The sequence below is a fragment of the Nucisporomicrobium flavum genome, assembly GCF_016464385.1.
GTDB lineage: Bacteria > Actinomycetota > Actinomycetes > Mycobacteriales > Micromonosporaceae > Actinoplanes > Actinoplanes flavus_A.
In genome coordinates this window covers 293,140-308,616 of the sequence record NZ_JADMLH010000010.1, presented here as the reverse complement: position 1 = coordinate 308,616, position 15,477 = coordinate 293,140, and the positions used below count along the sequence as shown (strand labels likewise).

Below are 15,477 nucleotides of genomic sequence, written 5' to 3'. Positions count from 1 at the left end.
CCGCTCCCGTCCAGATGGGCGCAACGTGCTGGAAACGGGCGCGATCTAGGTTGTACGGATGCTGATCGAGTCCCGTACCGCCACCGATCCCGAGCTCGCCGCGCTGCTCATGGCGCAGCAGCGCGAGCTGGGGGAGGCCGGTGAGGGCGCGGACGACGAGGTCTACGAGCTGCACGACGACGTGTCGTACCTCGTCGTGATCGTCGATCAGCGGGTCGTGGCGTGCGGGGCGTGGCAGCCCCTGGAGCCGGGGGCCGCCGAGCTCAAGCGGATGTACGTGCGGCCGGCGTACCGGGGGCGGGGCATCGCCCGGCAGCTGATCGTGGCGCTCGAGGAGGAGGCGCTCGCGGCGGACCGGCCGGTGCTGCGCCTCGAGACCGGCACCTACCTGCCGGCGGCCATCGCGCTGTACCGCTCCGCGGGCTACGTGCCGATCCCGGTGTACGGGGAGTACGTGGGGAATCCGTACAGCGTGTGCTTCGAGAAGTCGCTGGCGCTCACTTCTCGCTGACGTCGCTCACCGCGGAGCTGAGCACCATCGGGTCCGCGTTCCACTTCTGGCCGCGCGTGCCGTCGCAGACCGCCAGCGTGCCTTTGCTGACGTCCTTGTTGCCCGTGTACCAGTAGTCGTACGCGGTGTCGGTGGGGGCGAGGCACCAGGCGGTCCCGGTCGGGGCGCCGTACGTCGTCTCGATCCGGTACGCGGTGGCGAACACGCCCGTGGCACCGCGGCGCGTCCACGTGGTCGCGAGGGTGGCGGGTGCCGTCGGGTCGCAGGTGACCAGCTTCGGGTACGACGCGGTCGCCGGGGCGTAGCCGGGCGGGTTGAGCCAGCCGGGGCTGCTGAGGCAGTAGGTGCGGTTGTCCTGGTCGCTGTGCAGCCAGATGACGCCCGTACCGCTGCTGTGTCCGTCCGGGATCGCCGGCAGGTGCCAGACCTGGTTCCACTGCACGACGCCGTTGGGGCTCTGCTTGCACGGCCAGATGACCATGTACTTCTCGGACACGTCGTTGCCCGAGACGTCGAAGCAGCGGCCGAACTGCTCGAAGTTCACCAACTGGTTGCTCCTGGCGCCCGCGCCGCCGGTTCCGACGGCCGCCTCCGGCTGGAAGCTGCGGGTGACGGTGTAGTCGTCTCCGCAGGCCTTGTCGTACTGCGAGACGCCGGCCGGGTCATTGGCGGCCGCGTGCAGCACGATCGTGCTCCCGGCGATCCCCGGGCTGACCACATGGAAGCACTGCTGGTCGCGCACGGCGTTCTTGGTGCCCTCGAAGTTCGCGCGGTCGTTCAGGCTCCACTGCTGCTGTTCCGCGGTCGGGTCGGCGCAGGGACGGAAGACGACCTGCTCGCCGTGCACCGGCGCCGCGTCCAGGCACATGCCTGTCGAGCCGTCCGCGCGGGAGGCCACCAGGACCAGGTTCAGGTTCGACACGTACGCGAACTTCTGCCGGTCGTCGTTGCTGTCGCACACCTGCAGGGTCAGCGGCGCACCGGCCACCGGCGTTTTGCCGGGCGCGGAGAAGCACAGGTCGGGGTTGTTCTGCCCGAGAACGTGCACGAGTCCGCCGGCGACGTTCTCGCGGGTGGTGCTGTGCATCGTGTACGTCGCTGTGACCGTACGTGGAGCAGTTGTTCCTCCGGTGTCCAGAGCGCGACCGGTCGACGAGAGCAGGACGTAGACGGGGGTTTCCGCCCCTGACAGGTGGCTGCCCGTGCACGTCATCTTGTTGGCCTGCGCCCAGCCGACGTCTCCGGCGGGCGGCTGCGTGCGCAGATAGAAGATGGCGACGGTGTACGACTGGTCGGTGGCGGTGTTGACCGCGCCGGTGAACGGGCCGCAGGGCAGCTTCGCCGGGTCGCCTGCCCCGTCGGTGACGGCGAGGCGGATCTGGCCCAGGGCGACGTCGATGCCGGACTGTGCCGCGTCCAGGGCCTCGGAGCTGTGCACGGTCGCGCGGGTGCCGGAGATCTGCGCGGACACCGCGGCGGCGAGCAGGCCGCTGAGCGACACGCCGACGAGGATCAGCAGCATCGCCATGGGCAGCGAACCGCGGTCGCCGGTGGCCCGGGAGACGGCCCGGCGGATCACTGCGCGAACACCGGGTCGGACGGGTCCGCGCTGAACAGCGAGGTGGCGGCGCGGATGCACACGGCGTGGCGGCAGTCGGGGGAGCGCCAGGCGACGCCGACGACGAGCCGGACCATCGCCGCGGGCAGCGCGTTGTTCACGCCGCACCGGCCGCCGCCGGACGCCTGCCAGCAGCGTCCGACGAAGTAGTAGCGGTAGTAGGAGACGCCGTTGACGGAGGTGATCTCCGCGACGTCCGGAAGCGGCACGGTCGCCGTCACGGCGGCCACGGGCGCGTCCCAGCGCACGGTGTCGGACAGGTAGCCCAGGGAGTCGAAGCCGCTCACGTCGGTGCAGGCGCCGCACTGCGCGCGCCCGACGAGCAGGGTCGGCCCGCCGAATCCGCGAGCGGCCTCCATCCCGCTCTGGGCGAGGCGCGTCGCGGTCTGGATCTGGGCCTGATAGCGACTCGTACGCGCCGACGACACGAAGTACGTGCCGAGCGCGGCCATCACCGTGCTGATGAGGGCGAGCGCGACCATCACCTCGATGATCGTGAACCCGTCGTCGGCGGGCCGCCCGCTGCTGAGCCGCATGACCACCTCAGTCGGCATCGGTCAGCAGTCTGTGAGAAGCCGTGACGATGTTCTCGGGCATGATGGTCGGCATGCCGAGCCTGACCCGCGCCGAGGCCACCGAGAGGGCCGCCGCCATCACCGTCACGGATTACGCCGTCGACCTGGACATCACCGCACCCGGTGACACGTTCCGGTCGCGGACGGTGCTGACCTTCTCCGCCGAACCGGGCGGCTCGACGTTCGTCGAGTGGGAGCCGGCCTCGCTGATCTCGGCGACGCTCAACGGCACGCCGCTGGAGCCGTCCGCGTCGGCCGGCGAGCGGCTCACGCTGACCGGGCTCGCCGCCGCCAACGAGCTGGTGGTCGAGGCGGAGATGCGCTACTCGAACACCGGCGAGGGTTTGCACCGCTTCGTCGACCCGGCCGACGACCGCGTCTACCTGTACGCGCACATGTTCCTGGACGGCGCCCGGCGCATCTTCCCCTGCTTCGACCAGCCGGACCTCAAGGCGCCGTTCACGCTGGCGGTCACCGCGCCCGAGGGCTGGCTCGTGGCGGCCAACGGCGAGCGGGCCGGTGCGGCGAGCGGCGGGCGCTGGGAGTTCGCGCAGACCAAGCCGCTGGCCACGTACTTCGTGTCGCTGATCGCCGGGCCGTACCACGCGGTGACCGACGAGCACGACGGCATCCCGCTGGCGCTCTACTGCCGGCAGGCGCTCGCCGAGCACCTCGACGGGCAGGCGGACGAGCTGTTCACGGTCACGAAGCAGTGCCTGGACCGCTACCACGAGCTCTTCGAGGTGCGGTACCCGTTCGGTCACTACGGGCAGGCGTTCGTGCCGGAGTTCAACTTCGGCGCGATGGAGAACCCGGGGATCGTCGTGTTCCGCGACGAGTTCATCTACCGCTCCGCCGTCACCGACGGCCAGCGCGAGCAGCGGGCGATGGTCGTCGCGCACGAGATGGCCCACCAGTGGTTCGGCGACCTGGTGACCATGGCGTGGTGGGACGACCTGTGGCTCAACGAGTCGTTCGCGGAGTACCTGGGCACCCGGATCACCGCCGAGGCCACCCGCTTCACCGAGACCTGGACGACCTTCGCGATGCAGCGCAAGGCGTGGGGCATGCGCGCCGACCAGCGCCCCTCGACGCATCCCGTCGCGCCGGCCGACGTCGACGACACCGCGCTGGCGCTACTCAACTTCGACGGCATCTCCTATGCGAAGGGCGCGGCCGTGCTCCGCCAGCTCGTCGCGTACGTGGGGGACAAGGCGTTCCTCGCGGGGCTGAACGAGCACTTCGCGGCGCACGCGTACGGCAACGCCACGCTGGCCGACCTGCTGGCCGCCGTGTCCCGGGCCAGCGGCCGTGACCTCGGCGCGTGGGCCGACGTGTGGCTGCGCCGCGAACAGGTCAACACGCTGCGCGCCGAGGTGGAGCGCACCGGCGACGGCCGGTATGCGCAGGTCACGCTCGTGCAGACGGCGCCGGACGAGCATCCGGTGCTGCGGCCGCACAAGCTCTGCCTCGGCCTCTACGACCGCGGCGCGGACGGTGCGGTGGCCCTGCGCCGGATGATCGAGGTCGACGTGGACCCGGAGACCGACGGCGCCCGGACGGTGATCGCGGAGCTGGCCGGGGAGCCCGTCGCCGACCTGCTGCTCGTCAACGACGGCGACTTGGCGTACGCGAAGATCCGGCTCGACCCGGAGTCGGCCGCGGCGGTGCCCGCGGTCCTGCCGCTCCTGGACGACTCGCTGGCGCGCGCGGTGCTCTGGAGCGGGATGCTGGACGCCGTCACCGACGGCGAACGGCCCGTCGCCGAGCTGGTCACGCTGGTGCTGGCCGCGCTGCCGGTGGAGCGCGAGGTGGTCATCGTCGAGGACGTGCTGCGGATGACCCGGGCCCTGGTGGACCGCTACCCGACGCCGGAGTCCCGGCCGGCCGCGCTGGAGATGCTCGCGCAGGCCTGCGACCGGCTGGTCGCCGCCGCCGAGCCGGGCAGCTCGCGCCAGCTCGCCGGGGTGCGCGGGTTGATCGGCTCGAGCGTCGACACGGCCCGCCTGCAGGGCTGGCTCGACGGCGAGAACGTGCCCGACGGCGTGGCCGTGGACGCCGACCTGCGCTGGCTGATCCTGCAGCGCCTGGTGGTGCTGGGCGCGGCCGGACCGGAGCGGATCGAGGCCGAGCTGGCGCGCGACCGCAGCGCCCAGGGCGAGCAGGCGGCGGCCCGGTGCCGCGCGGCGCTGCCCGACCCGGAGGCGAAGGCGCGCGCCTGGGAGTTCGTGATCTCGGATCCGGACGCGTCCAACCGCATCCTCGAGGCCACCGCGCAGGGCTTCTGGCAGCCGGAGCAGCTGGCGCTGGTCGAGCCGTACGCCGAGCGGTACTTCGCCGACATGCCGGGAATGCTCGCGCGCCGGACCGGCATGAGCGGGGAGCGGCTGGCCGTCACGGCGTACCCGTCGGTGGTGGTGGCCGAGCGCACCCGCGAGCTCGCCGCCGAGCTGCTGGGCCGCGGCGACCTCTCGGCGATCCTGCGCCGGGTGGTCACCGACGGCGACGACGACGTCCGGCGCGCGCTGCACGCCCGCGGATAGATGATTTCGCCCCTTGCTCCCGGTTCGAGAGGATAGCCTCGACAGCACGGGGGTGAGCGGTGGAGTGGTCCGAGGAGCTGTCCGGCGGTCTGCTGCAGGCCGCCCCGGATGCGATCGTCGTCATGGACGAGGGCCGGATCGTCCTGCTCAACGACCGGGCCGAGGAGATCTTCGGCTGGACCCGCGGCGAACTGCTCGGCAAGCACGCCGGCGTGCTGCTCACCGAGGCCGCCCTCGAGGCCTTCCCGGAGGAGGCCAAGCGTTCCGGCCGGGGGATGGGCGCCGGGCCGATGGGCACGATCTCCCTGAACGTGCTCCGGCGCGACGGCACGGAGTTTCCCGCCGAGGCGTCACTCGCCGTGGTCTCCACCCCCCAGGGTGAGCTCACCGTGGCGGTGGTCCGGGACGTCACCGAGCGCCGGCAGCTGGAGGCGGCGGCGCACGGGCACCGCAGCCAGCGGCTCGAGGCCCTGGGGCAGCTGGCCGGCGGCATCGCGCACGACTTCAACAACCTCCTCGGCGTGATCGTGAACTACGCCCACTTCGTCATCGAGGAGGCCGAGTCGCCCACCCCGGACGTGGCCACCATCGCGGCCGACGCGCGCCAGGTGGTCAAGGCCGGCGAGCGGGGCACCGGCCTCACCCACCAGCTGCTCAAGTTCGCCCGCCGCGAGGTGATCCGGCCGCAGGTGCTCAACCTGAACGAGGTGCTCCGCGAGGTCGAGGAGCTGTTGCGCCGTACGCTCGGCGAGCACATCGGGCTGGTCACCAACACGGCCGCGGCGCTGCCCCCGGTGACCTGTGACCCGGGCCAGATCGAGCAGCTCCTGGTCAACCTCGCCGTGAACGCCCGCGACGCGATGCCCGGCGGCGGCAGCCTCGTCATCGACACCGCGGCCGCGCACCTGTCGCCCGGCGAGCACCCGGAGCTGGCCCCCGGCGACTACGTCCGGCTGCGGGTCTGCGACTCGGGCCGCGGGATGACGCCGGACGTGGTGGAGCGGGCGTTCGAGCCGTTCTTCACCACGAAGCCCAACCACGAGGCGACCGGGCTGGGCCTGGCGACCGTGTACGGCATCGCCACCCAGGCCGGCGGCAGCGTCGGCATCGCCTCGGAGCCCGGCGTGGGCACCACCGTCACCGTGCTGCTGCCGGCCTCGCAGGAGGAGGCCACGGAAGAGCCGGCCGAGCCGGAGCCCGTCGCCACCCTCGGCCACGGCGAGACGCTCCTCGTGGTCGAGGACGAGGCGGCGCTGCGGGACGTGGCCGGGCGCATCCTGTCCGGGGCGGGCTACCACGTGCTGTCGGCCGACGGCGGCACCCGGGCGCTCGAGGTGGCGGCGCTGCACGAGGGCGCGATCGACCTGCTGGTCAGCGACGTCGTGATGCCCGGCATGCTGGGCAAGGAGCTCGCCGAGCGGCTCACCGGCGTACGGCCCGAGACGCGGGTGCTCTACATGTCCGGGTACGCCCAGCCGGTCCTGGCCTCGCAGGGCACCCTGGACCCGGGCGTGGCGCTGCTCGAGAAGCCGTTCACCGCGGAGGACCTGCTGGCAGCGGTCCGCAAGCGCCTCGACAGCTGAACGGACGATTGATCTAGGATTCGCCGATGGACAGGCGTCGACGGATCGGGATCATGGGCGGGACGTTCGACCCGATCCATCACGGTCACCTGGTGGCGGCGAGCGAGGTGCAGAGCCGCTTCGACCTCGACGAGGTGGTGTTCGTACCGACCGGCCAGCCCTGGCAGAAGGGCGCGGTCAGCCCGGCCGAGGACCGCTACCTGATGACGGTGATCGCGACCGCGTCGAACCCGCGCTTCCACGTGAGCCGGGCCGACATCGACCGGGACGGGCCGACGTACACGATCGACACCCTGCGGGACCTGCGCGCGATCTACGGGCCCGAGACCGATCTCTACTTCATCACCGGTGCCGACGCGCTGGAGCGGATCCTGTCGTGGAAGGACGCGCTCGAGATGCTCTCGCTGGCGCACTTCGTCGGCGTCACCCGGCCCGGTTTCGAGCTCTCCGCCGCCCACCTGCCGGCCGACAGCGTGACGCTGGTGGAGGTGCCGGCGATGGCGATCTCGTCCAGCGACTGCCGGGCGCGGGTCGCGAAGGGGCACCCCGTCTGGTACCTGGTACCCGATGGTGTGGTGCAGTACATCGCCAAGCGGCATCTTTATCGGGACTGACGACCGCTTTCGGGGTGTCTGTCCGGATCGGGTTGTCATACCGGTGTGAGAGGCTTGAGCCCGACACGAAACCTAACGAGGGGAGACCGGTGCCCGTCACCGACCGCGCCCGCGAGCTCGCGCTGACGGCAGCGCAGGCCGCCGCCGACAAGAAGGCTCAGGACATCGTCATCATCGACGTGGCCGAGCAGCTGTACATCACCGACGCGTTCGTCATCGCGTCGGCCTCCAACGAGCGGCAGGTCGTCGCGATCGTGGACGCCGTCGAGGAGGCCCTGATCAACCTCCCGGAGAAGGCGAAGCCGGTCCGCCGCGAGGGCGAGCGCCAGGGCCGCTGGGTCCTGCTGGACTACGTCGACATCGTCGTGCACATCCAGCACACCGAGGAGCGGGAGTTCTACGCGCTCGACCGGCTGTGGAAGGACTGCCCGACGATCGAATTCGTCGACCGGGACATGGTCGAGGCCGACTCCTCCGGCGTGGCATGACCACGACCCGCCTCATCGTCTGGCGGCACGGCAACACCGACTGGAACGCGGCCGGCCGCGTCCAGGGGCAGTCCGACGTGCCGCTCAACGGGCTCGGCGAGCAGCAGGCCGTCGACGCGGCCGAGCTGCTCGTCCGCCTGCGCCCCGCCGCCCTGGTCTCCAGCGACCTGCGCCGCGCCGCCGACACCGCGGCCGCCCTGGCCGCGCTGACCGGGCACTCCGTGCGCCACGACGAGCGGCTCCGGGAGCGCTACTTCGGCGCCTGGCAGGGCCTGACGATGGACGAGGTCGCCGAGACCCGCCCGCAGGAGCACGCCCGCTGGAAGGCGGGCGAGGACGTCATCGGCGGCGACATCGAGACCCTCGACGCCATGGGCAAACGGGTCGCCGACGCGTTCCAGGAGGCTGTCGGCTCCGCGCCCGCGGGCGGCACGGTCATCGTGGCCACCCACGGGGCCGCGGCCCGCCAGGGGATCGGCACCCTGCTCGGCTGGCCCCGCGAGCAGCTGCGGACGCTTCGGGCGCTGCAGAACTGTCACTGGGCGGAGCTCACCCACGACGAGTCGCGCGGGTGGCAGCTGGCGGCGTACAACGTGGGGCCGTTCTCCGAGCGGCCGGTCCCGCCGCCGGTTTGACCACCTCCGCCCGGAACGGATCGGCGGACCGGTAGCGTCCAAGGGCCATGATGATCCGACGTATGACTCTGCTCGCCGCCACCGCGCTGGCGCTGTCCGTCGCCGGCTGCGCCAACGGGGGCGGCGATGCCGCCGAACCGGCCGGAGCACCCGCCCCGCAGACGCCCGCCTCTTCCGCCGTCCCCACGGAAGAGCCCAGCACGCCCGTCGACACCCGCACCCGGACGATCTCCGGCACGATCACCGCGGGCGTCGAGCCGGGCTGCCTGATGCTCGACGACAACCTGCTGATCATCCGGGACGAGAAGCTGCGCCCGGCTGCCAAGGACGGCGCCTCCGTCACCGTCACCGGGCGCTCCCAGCCCGGCACGATGACCACCTGCATGCAGGGCACGCCGTTCCTTGTGACCGCGATCCGCGCGAACTAGGCCCCGCATCGGCTACCGTGCCCGCATGCCCGTCGCGGTCGTCACCGACTCCACCGCGTACTTTCCCCCCGAGCTGAGCGGGACGTACGACCTGACCGTCGTACCGCTCACCGTCGTCATCAACGGCGACGAAGGGCTCGAAGGGCAGGAGATCTCGCCGGCCGAGGTGGCCCGCGCGCTCGGCGGCCGGCGCTTCGCCGTCAGCACCTCACGCCCCGCGCCCGGGCAGTTCGTCGCCGCGTACCACAAGCTGCTCGACTCCGGGGCGGACGGCGTGGTGTCCGTGCACTTGTCGTCGCGGCTGTCCGGCACGTACGACGCCGCGGTGCTGGCGGCCGGCGAGGTCGGTCCGCAGGTCCAGGTCGTCGACAGCGGCACCACCGGCATGGGGCTCGGCTTCGCGGCGCTCGCCGCGGCCAGCACGGCCCGCGCGGGCGGCACGCTGGAACAGGTACGCCGATCCGCGGCCGACAACGCCGCACAGGTGAGCACGCTCTTCTACGTCGACACGCTGGAGCACCTGCGCCGGGGCGGCCGCATCGGCGCCGCCTCGGCCCTGCTCGGCACCGCGCTGTCGGTGAAACCCATCCTGCACGTGGTCGACGGGTCGATCGTCGTCCGCGACAAGGTGCGTACGGCGGGCCGCGCGCTCGCCCGGCTCGTGGACCTCGCCGTGGAAGCCGCCGGCACCGGCGACGTCGACATCGCCGTGCACCACCTGGGCAGCGCCGACCGGGCCAGGTCGCTCGCCGACGCGGTCTCCATGCGGCTGGGTGACCGGCTACGGGACTGCTACATCACCGAGATCGGGGCCGTGGTGGCTGCGCACGTCGGGCCGGGCGTGGCGGGCGTGGTCGTGCACCGGCGCGGCTAGGGTCTGTTTCGCACCCGGAGGCCGGGCTGCGGCGGGCCCAGATCCCGCCTGCGCACGTCCCGCGAAAGCCGGGATACAACACCGGTATCCAGGCTTCCCCGGGCCGCACGCAGACGAAATCTGGACTCCGCCTCGCTCCGACCCCGGGCACGAAACAGACCCTAGACCGGCCACTTCTCGGCGCGCCAGCGTTCCGGATCGAGGCCCTGCGCGGTCAGGTGCGGTGCCAGCTCGTCCCACGGCCGGACCGTCTCGCCGAACTGGACCTCATCCGCGCGGGGCAGCAGCGCCGGGCCGTCCGAGGGCCAGACCGCGCGGGTGCGCCCCTGCCCCGTGATGAGCAGCTCAGCCGCGAGCGGGAGGCTCTCCGCCTGACGTTCGTACGCCCGGGCCGCGAGAACGGCCTCGGCCCGCCGCACGCAAACCTCGAACGGCGAGCCGGGCGGCGCCGGATACGGCACGGTCCGGCCGCTCCCGTCGGAGACGTACGCCATCGGGGTGATCGCCCGCGGCGACGCCAGGAAGGCCGCCTCGGCCTGCTCGAACAACCCCGGAAGCAGGTCGCTGCCGTCCGCGGTGACCAGCAGCGTGCCCCGCTCCGGCGCGAACGCCACCGGCCGGCCACCCACCTGCCCGGCCAGCCCCGCGAGCCAGCCGTCGAGCAGCAGGTGCGACGTCCAGTACGAGTCGCCGTCGTCCACGAACTGCACCACCACAGGCTCGTCGGCGGCACCCATCAGCGTCGCCCCGGACAGGTTGGCGCGCGCGGCGGCGAACACCTCGTCGTCGGTCACGCCCCAGCCGTGCGCCGCGTTCACGTACGTCATCGTGTCGGGCTGGTCGACCACCACGTACTCCGCGAGGAAGGGGAACGCGGGCCGGCGCAGCGGCGTGCCGACGTCGGCCGGTGGAACGATGCCGCGCAACACCGGGCGCAGCAGCGGCCGCGCCTCGGCCCAGGTCGCCGGCAGCCCGGGCGCCCGCAGGAACGCCGCGACGAACTCGCGCACCCGGCCGCGGCGGACCTCGTCGAGGCGGAGCACGCTCGGCTCGCCGTCGCCCGGCCGCGTGGCGTGAACCGAGAAAGTACCCCGGTGGTAGCGGGCATCCGGCACGCCGGCCCGGCGCAGGCGCCGGAGGACCTGGCTCGCCAGGCGCGCCCGGGCAACACTGCGGAACAGCCCCACGGCGCTCGTGCCCTCCCCGCGTGTCGGTCGGCCGCCGACCTTATCGCCTCGGGGACGCGCCTGTCACGACCGTCGCATCAAGGTCGTCATCGGAATGGACGGCGGCCCGCAGGCCCGCCGCACGCACGGCATCGATGGCGGCCGGTACCTGCGCCTCGGTGACCTCGGAGAGCAGCAGGCCGCCGGGGGCGAGCCAGGCCGGAGCCGCGGCCACGACGGCGCGGAAGAGGTCGAGGCCGTCCTCACCGCCGTCCAGCGCCGTGCGGGGCTCGTGCAACCGCGCCTCGGCGGGGAGGAACGGCAGGTGGCGGGTGGCGACGTACGGGACGTTCGCGAGCAGGACGTCGACGGTCCCGCGCAGGTGCGCGGGCAGGCCGGCGAAGAGGTCACTGCGGTGCACGCCCCCGCCGAGGTTGTCGCGGGCGCAGGTTACGGCGGCGGGATCGGCGTCCGCGGCGTGCAGGGTGATGGACGGTACGCGGTGACGAACGGCCATCCCGAGGGCTCCGGAGCCGCAGCAGAGGTCCAGGACCGTGCTCCGCGCTCCCGCATGCGCCGCCGCCAGCTCGACCAGCAGGCCGCTGCGCCATCGGGGAACGAAGACCCCGGGGCGTAGCCGGACCCGGACGCCGCAGAAGTCCGCGTAGCCGACGACCTGCTCCAACGGCTCGCCCTCGACCCGGCGACGGACGAGTTCGCCCAGCGTGGCGGCGTCGGGAGCGGCCTCGGTGAGGACCGCCGCCTCGTCCTCGGCGAACACGCAGCCGGCGGCGCGCAGCCGCTCCACGACCTCGGGCTGTACCACAGATTTCATCGATCTCCCGGTTGTCCACACTGCGCCGTCGTCCACAGGGGTGCCGGCGCTCCTCGCCGCCGAAACCCTACGGTCGCGGCGTGTCTGAGGCGAACGAATCCGAAGCGGCCGTACGTGCCAGGCTCAGCACTGTCCTGGCGCGGGCGGCGGTGCCATCTGCCGAGTCCTCCGGGTTCCGGGCTGGGTCGCCGTGGGCTGCGCCGCCCGGGGAGGCTGTTCCTCCTTCCTCGCCGGCCTCGCTTTCCTCGCCGGGCCTGGCTTCTCAGGCGGGCCTGGCTTCTCAGGCGGGCCTGGCTTCCCAGCCGGGCTCGGCTTCCCGGTCGGGCTTGGCTTCCTCCTCGGGATGGCCGGTTCCCGGTGGGTCTCGGCTGAGCTGGGTGGATGTGGTGCCCGGGTGGTCGGACGCCGTGCCGGGGTGGCCGCATGACGCGCCGGGCTGGCCCGATGATGTGACGCTGCCTCCCTCGTCGCTGGGTGCCTTCCGGGCCTCCCCGGACGATCCGCCCGGGGATGACGGGGCCGCCGTGGGCAGCTCGGGGGATCTTGCTTGCCGGCCGGCCTGGTCCGCCTCCGACGCGCCGCTTCGATCAGCCGAGGAACCCGCACCCGGCTCGGGGGTGTTCGGCGGGGGTGCGGGCCCGCGGCTGGGGGCGTTCGACCCGGGGCGGCGGGGCGTCAAGGCGCTCGCTGCCGTCGCGGCCGTGGTCGTGCTGGTCGCCGCTCTGATCGCGTGGCGGTCGCGGCCGCGGGTGGAGCCCGTGCCGCTGCCGTCGACCGAGGCCGTCACCGGCGCCCCCGTCACGTCGTCCGCGGCGGCCGAGGTGGTGGTGGCGGTCGGTGGCAAGGTGCGCAGGCCCGGGCTCGTGCAGTTGGCCCCCGGGGCGCGGGTGGCCGATGCGCTGCAGGCCGCCGGGGGTGCGGTGCCCGGTGTCGACGTCGCCCCGCTCAATCTGGCCCGCAAGGTCGTCGACGGCGAGCTGATCATGGTCGGGGTCACGCCGCCGCCCGGGGCCGCACCGAGCGCACCGGCCGGCCCTGGATCGGCGGCCGGCGGCGGGCTTGTCAATCTGAACACCGCGACCCTCGCCGACCTCGACACGCTGCCGGGGGTGGGGCCGGTGCTCGCCCAGCGGATCCTCGACGCCCGGGACGCGCAGGGCGGCTTCAAGGCCGTCTCGGACCTGCGGAAGGTCGACGGCATCGGGGACGCGCGGTTCGAGCAGCTCAAGGACCTGGTGACGGTATGATGGCCGATCTGCGGCTCGCCGGGTTCGCCGTCGGATGCTGGCTGGCCGCGCTGGCGGCGCTCCACCTGTCGTTCCCCGTGGGGCTGGTCGTGGGTGGAGCCGCTCTGCTCACCGCTGCTGCCGCGGCCCTCGCGCCGGCTTCGGCTGCGGGTGGGAAGGCCGGACGGCTGTGGCTAGGCGGCGGGCGGTGGGTGGTCGCGGCAGTGCTGCTCGGTGCCGGGTGCGGGGCCGTCGCCACCGCCGCGCGGGTCAGTGTGCGTGAGGCCGGCCCGCTGGCCGCTCTGGTCGCTGCCGGGGCCACCGTACGGGCGGAGCTGGTCGTGCGCGACGATCCCCGGGCGCTCGACGGGTCGCCGGGCCTGCCTCCCACGTACCTGGTCTCGGTGGAGCTGACCGGGCTGCAGCCGGAGGACGCCCCCGCGATGCGGCTGTCGGCGCGGGCGATCGTGCTGGGGAAGAACCCGGCGTGGCGGCCGTTGCTGCCGGGGCAGCGGCTCTCGGCCACCGGCAAGCTTCTCGGCCCGCGCGGTGGCGACCTGCGCGCCGCCGTGCTGTCCGTCAAGGACGCTCCGGTGCTGCACGGGCGGCCGTCGTGGTCGCAGCGCGCCGCCGGTTCGCTGCGGGCCGGGCTCCAGCGTGCCTGCGAACCGCTGCCCGACGACGTCGGTGGGCTGCTGCCCGGGCTGGTCGTCGGGGACACGAGCCGGTTGCAGCCCACGCTCGAGGAGGACTTCCGGACCACCGGCATGACCCACCTCAACGCGGTGAGCGGCGCGAACGTGGCGATCATCCTCGGCGTGGTGCTGTTCGCCGTCCGGCGCACGCGGGCCGGTCCGGTGGTCACCGCGGTGATCTGTGCCGGCGGGCTGGCCGGCTTCGTGATCCTCGCCCGGCCGTCGCCGAGCGTCGTACGGGCCGCGGCCATGGGGGCGATCGGGCTGGTAGGGCTGGCTTCGGGGCGGCCCCGGGCGGCTGTGCCGGCGCTGGCGGCGGGAGTGGGCGCCCTGATCGTTGCCGACCCCGAGCTCGCCGGGGACCCCGGGTTCGCCTTGTCCGTGCTGGCCACCGCCGGGCTGCTCCTCGTGGCGCCGGGGTGGCGGGACGCGCTGGTGCGGCGCGGCTGGCCGTCCTGGGCGGCGGAGGCGCTCGCCGTGCCCGCTGCGGCCCAGGTCACCTGCGGGCCCGTCGTCGCGGGACTCTCCGGCAGCGTCAGCCTCGTGGCCGTACCGGCGAACCTGCTGGTCGTGCCGGCCATCGCGCCCGCGACGCTGCTCGGGGTGTCGGCCGCCGTGCTGTCACCGGTGTGGCCGGCCGGCGCCGAGTTCACGGCCTGGGTGGGGCAGTGGCCGGCGCGGTGGCTCGTGGTCGTGGCGACGTACGGGGCCCGGGTGCCCGCGGGAGCGCTGCCGTGGCCCGGTGGCGTCGGCGGGGCGGTGCTGCTCGGGGCGCTCACCGTGACGTTGCTGGTGGCGGCGCGCAGGCCCGTCGTACGGCGGCTCGTGGCGGTGGTCGCGGCCGGGGCGATGCTGGGTGCGCTGCCCGTACGGCTGCTCGCCTCGGGATGGCCGCCGCCGCGCTGGATCGTCGTGACCTGCGCGGTGGGGCAGGGCGACGCCGTGGTGCTGCCGGTGGGCCGGGGACAGGCGATCGTCGTGGACGCCGGGCCCGAGCCCGAGGCGGTGGACCGCTGCCTGCGGCGGCTGGGCGTACGGCAGGTCGTGCTGTTCGTCGTCAGCCACTTCCACGTGGACCACATCGGTGGGGTGAAAGGGGTGTTCCGCGGGCGTACCGTCGGCGCGGTCGTCACGCCCGACTGGCCGGAGCCGCCCGCGGGCCGGGCCGCCGTCGCCGCCGAGGCCGGGAGCGCCCGGGCGCCCATGGCCGCCGTCGGGCCGGGCTGGCGGTACGCGGCCGGCGGCCTGGAGCTGACCGTCATCGGGCCGTTCGAGCCGCTGCACGGGACGAACTCCGATCCCAACAACAACTCGCTCGTCCTGCTGGCCCGGGTCGACGGCCGGACGGTGCTGCTGCCGGGCGACGCGGAAACCGAGGAGCAGGACGAGCTGCTGCGGCACCTCGGCGCTCGTGCGGTACGCGCCGACGTGCTGAAGGTGGCGCATCACGGCAGCGCGTACCAGTCGCCCGAGTTCGTCGACGCCGTGGACCCGGCCGTTGCGCTGGTGTCGGTGGGGCTGCACAACGACTATGGGCACCCGAACGCGTCGTTGCTCGCGAAGCTCGGGCGGGACGGGGCCACGGTGCTGCGTACCGATGAGGAAGGTGATCTCGCGGCGGTGCGCACCGGAGGAGGGTTGGCCGTGGTGGCACGGGGTGACCCGCCGTCGTGAGCCGGCCTGTCA

The 15,477-nt window shown here is 73.4% G+C and carries 14 protein-coding genes; 10 read left to right on the top strand and 4 right to left on the bottom strand.

Annotated elements, in window-relative coordinates; genetic code table 11:
* Positions 1-58 precede the first annotated feature (58 nt).
* Entirely contained in the window at positions 59-511 is a 453-nt protein-coding gene (locus tag IT780_RS24695; protein ID WP_199514022.1) for a GNAT family N-acetyltransferase, read from the top strand.
* Here the strand turns inward: IT780_RS24695 and IT780_RS24690 are convergent.
* Together IT780_RS24690 and IT780_RS24685 are read right to left on the bottom strand one after the other, a co-directional pair.
* Entirely contained in the window at positions 498-2,090 is a 1,593-nt protein-coding gene (locus tag IT780_RS24690; RefSeq protein ID WP_199514021.1) for a ricin-type beta-trefoil lectin domain protein, read from the bottom strand. The two genes, IT780_RS24695 and IT780_RS24690, sit on opposite strands and share 14 nt — an antisense overlap.
* Positions 2,087-2,683 carry a type II secretion system protein gene (locus IT780_RS24685; RefSeq protein WP_199514020.1) on the bottom strand — a complete coding sequence of 199 codons (597 nt, stop codon included), beginning with the start codon at positions 2,681-2,683 and terminating at the stop codon, positions 2,087-2,089. Before IT780_RS24685 ends, IT780_RS24690 begins: the two co-directional genes overlap by 4 nt.
* Positions 2,684-2,736: 53 nt before the next feature.
* Here IT780_RS24685 and pepN point away from each other — a divergent pair, with 53 nt between their 5' ends.
* The 7 genes from pepN (at position 2,737) to IT780_RS24650 (ending at position 9,869) form a co-directional block, all read left to right on the top strand.
* Positions 2,737-5,247: an aminopeptidase N gene (pepN, locus tag IT780_RS24680; protein WP_199514065.1), complete on the top strand. Its 2,511-nt coding sequence runs from the start codon at positions 2,737-2,739 to the stop codon at positions 5,245-5,247.
* 59 nt (positions 5,248-5,306) lie between these two features.
* Positions 5,307-6,830 carry a hybrid sensor histidine kinase/response regulator gene (locus IT780_RS24675; RefSeq protein WP_199514019.1) on the top strand — a complete coding sequence of 508 codons (1,524 nt, stop codon included), beginning with the start codon at positions 5,307-5,309 and terminating at the stop codon, positions 6,828-6,830.
* 26 nt (positions 6,831-6,856) lie between these two features.
* Complete coding sequence (gene nadD / locus IT780_RS24670) at positions 6,857-7,444, top strand: nicotinate-nucleotide adenylyltransferase (protein ID WP_199514018.1); 588 nt, start codon at positions 6,857-6,859, stop codon at positions 7,442-7,444.
* Between the two features lie 89 nt (positions 7,445-7,533).
* Positions 7,534-7,932, top strand: a complete 399-nt coding sequence (gene rsfS, locus IT780_RS24665; protein WP_199514017.1) for a ribosome silencing factor — start codon at positions 7,534-7,536, stop codon at positions 7,930-7,932.
* Complete coding sequence (locus tag IT780_RS24660) at positions 7,929-8,567, top strand: histidine phosphatase family protein (RefSeq protein ID WP_199514016.1); 639 nt, start codon at positions 7,929-7,931, stop codon at positions 8,565-8,567. Before rsfS ends, IT780_RS24660 begins: the two co-directional genes overlap by 4 nt.
* 62 nt (positions 8,568-8,629) lie before the next feature.
* On the top strand, positions 8,630-8,995 hold the full coding sequence (locus tag IT780_RS24655; protein ID WP_199514015.1) for a hypothetical protein: 366 nt from the start codon (positions 8,630-8,632) through the stop codon (positions 8,993-8,995).
* Between the two features lie 25 nt (positions 8,996-9,020).
* Positions 9,021-9,869, top strand: a complete 849-nt coding sequence (locus tag IT780_RS24650; protein WP_199514014.1) for a DegV family protein — start codon at positions 9,021-9,023, stop codon at positions 9,867-9,869.
* Between the two features lie 161 nt (positions 9,870-10,030).
* Here the strand turns inward: IT780_RS24650 and IT780_RS24645 are convergent, their stop codons facing one another.
* Positions 10,031-11,056: a DUF1444 domain-containing protein gene (locus IT780_RS24645; RefSeq protein ID WP_199514013.1), complete on the bottom strand. Its 1,026-nt coding sequence runs from the start codon at positions 11,054-11,056 to the stop codon at positions 10,031-10,033.
* A gap of 40 nt (positions 11,057-11,096) precedes the next feature.
* Positions 11,097-11,870: a putative protein N(5)-glutamine methyltransferase gene (locus IT780_RS24640; RefSeq protein ID WP_199514012.1), complete on the bottom strand. Its 774-nt coding sequence runs from the start codon at positions 11,868-11,870 to the stop codon at positions 11,097-11,099.
* 455 nt (positions 11,871-12,325) lie between these two features.
* Here IT780_RS24640 and IT780_RS24635 point away from each other — a divergent pair, with 455 nt between their 5' ends.
* Both IT780_RS24635 and IT780_RS24630 read left to right on the top strand, forming a co-directional pair.
* The gene (locus IT780_RS24635) at positions 12,326-13,117 is read left to right on the top strand and encodes a ComEA family DNA-binding protein (protein ID WP_372443790.1); all 792 of its coding nucleotides are present in this window, start codon (positions 12,326-12,328) and stop codon (positions 13,115-13,117) included.
* Positions 13,114-15,465, top strand: a complete 2,352-nt coding sequence (locus IT780_RS24630) for a ComEC/Rec2 family competence protein (RefSeq protein ID WP_372443786.1) — start codon at positions 13,114-13,116, stop codon at positions 15,463-15,465. The genes IT780_RS24635 and IT780_RS24630 overlap by 4 nt, the downstream gene beginning before the upstream one ends.
* The last annotated feature ends 12 nt before the right edge of the window (positions 15,466-15,477 follow it).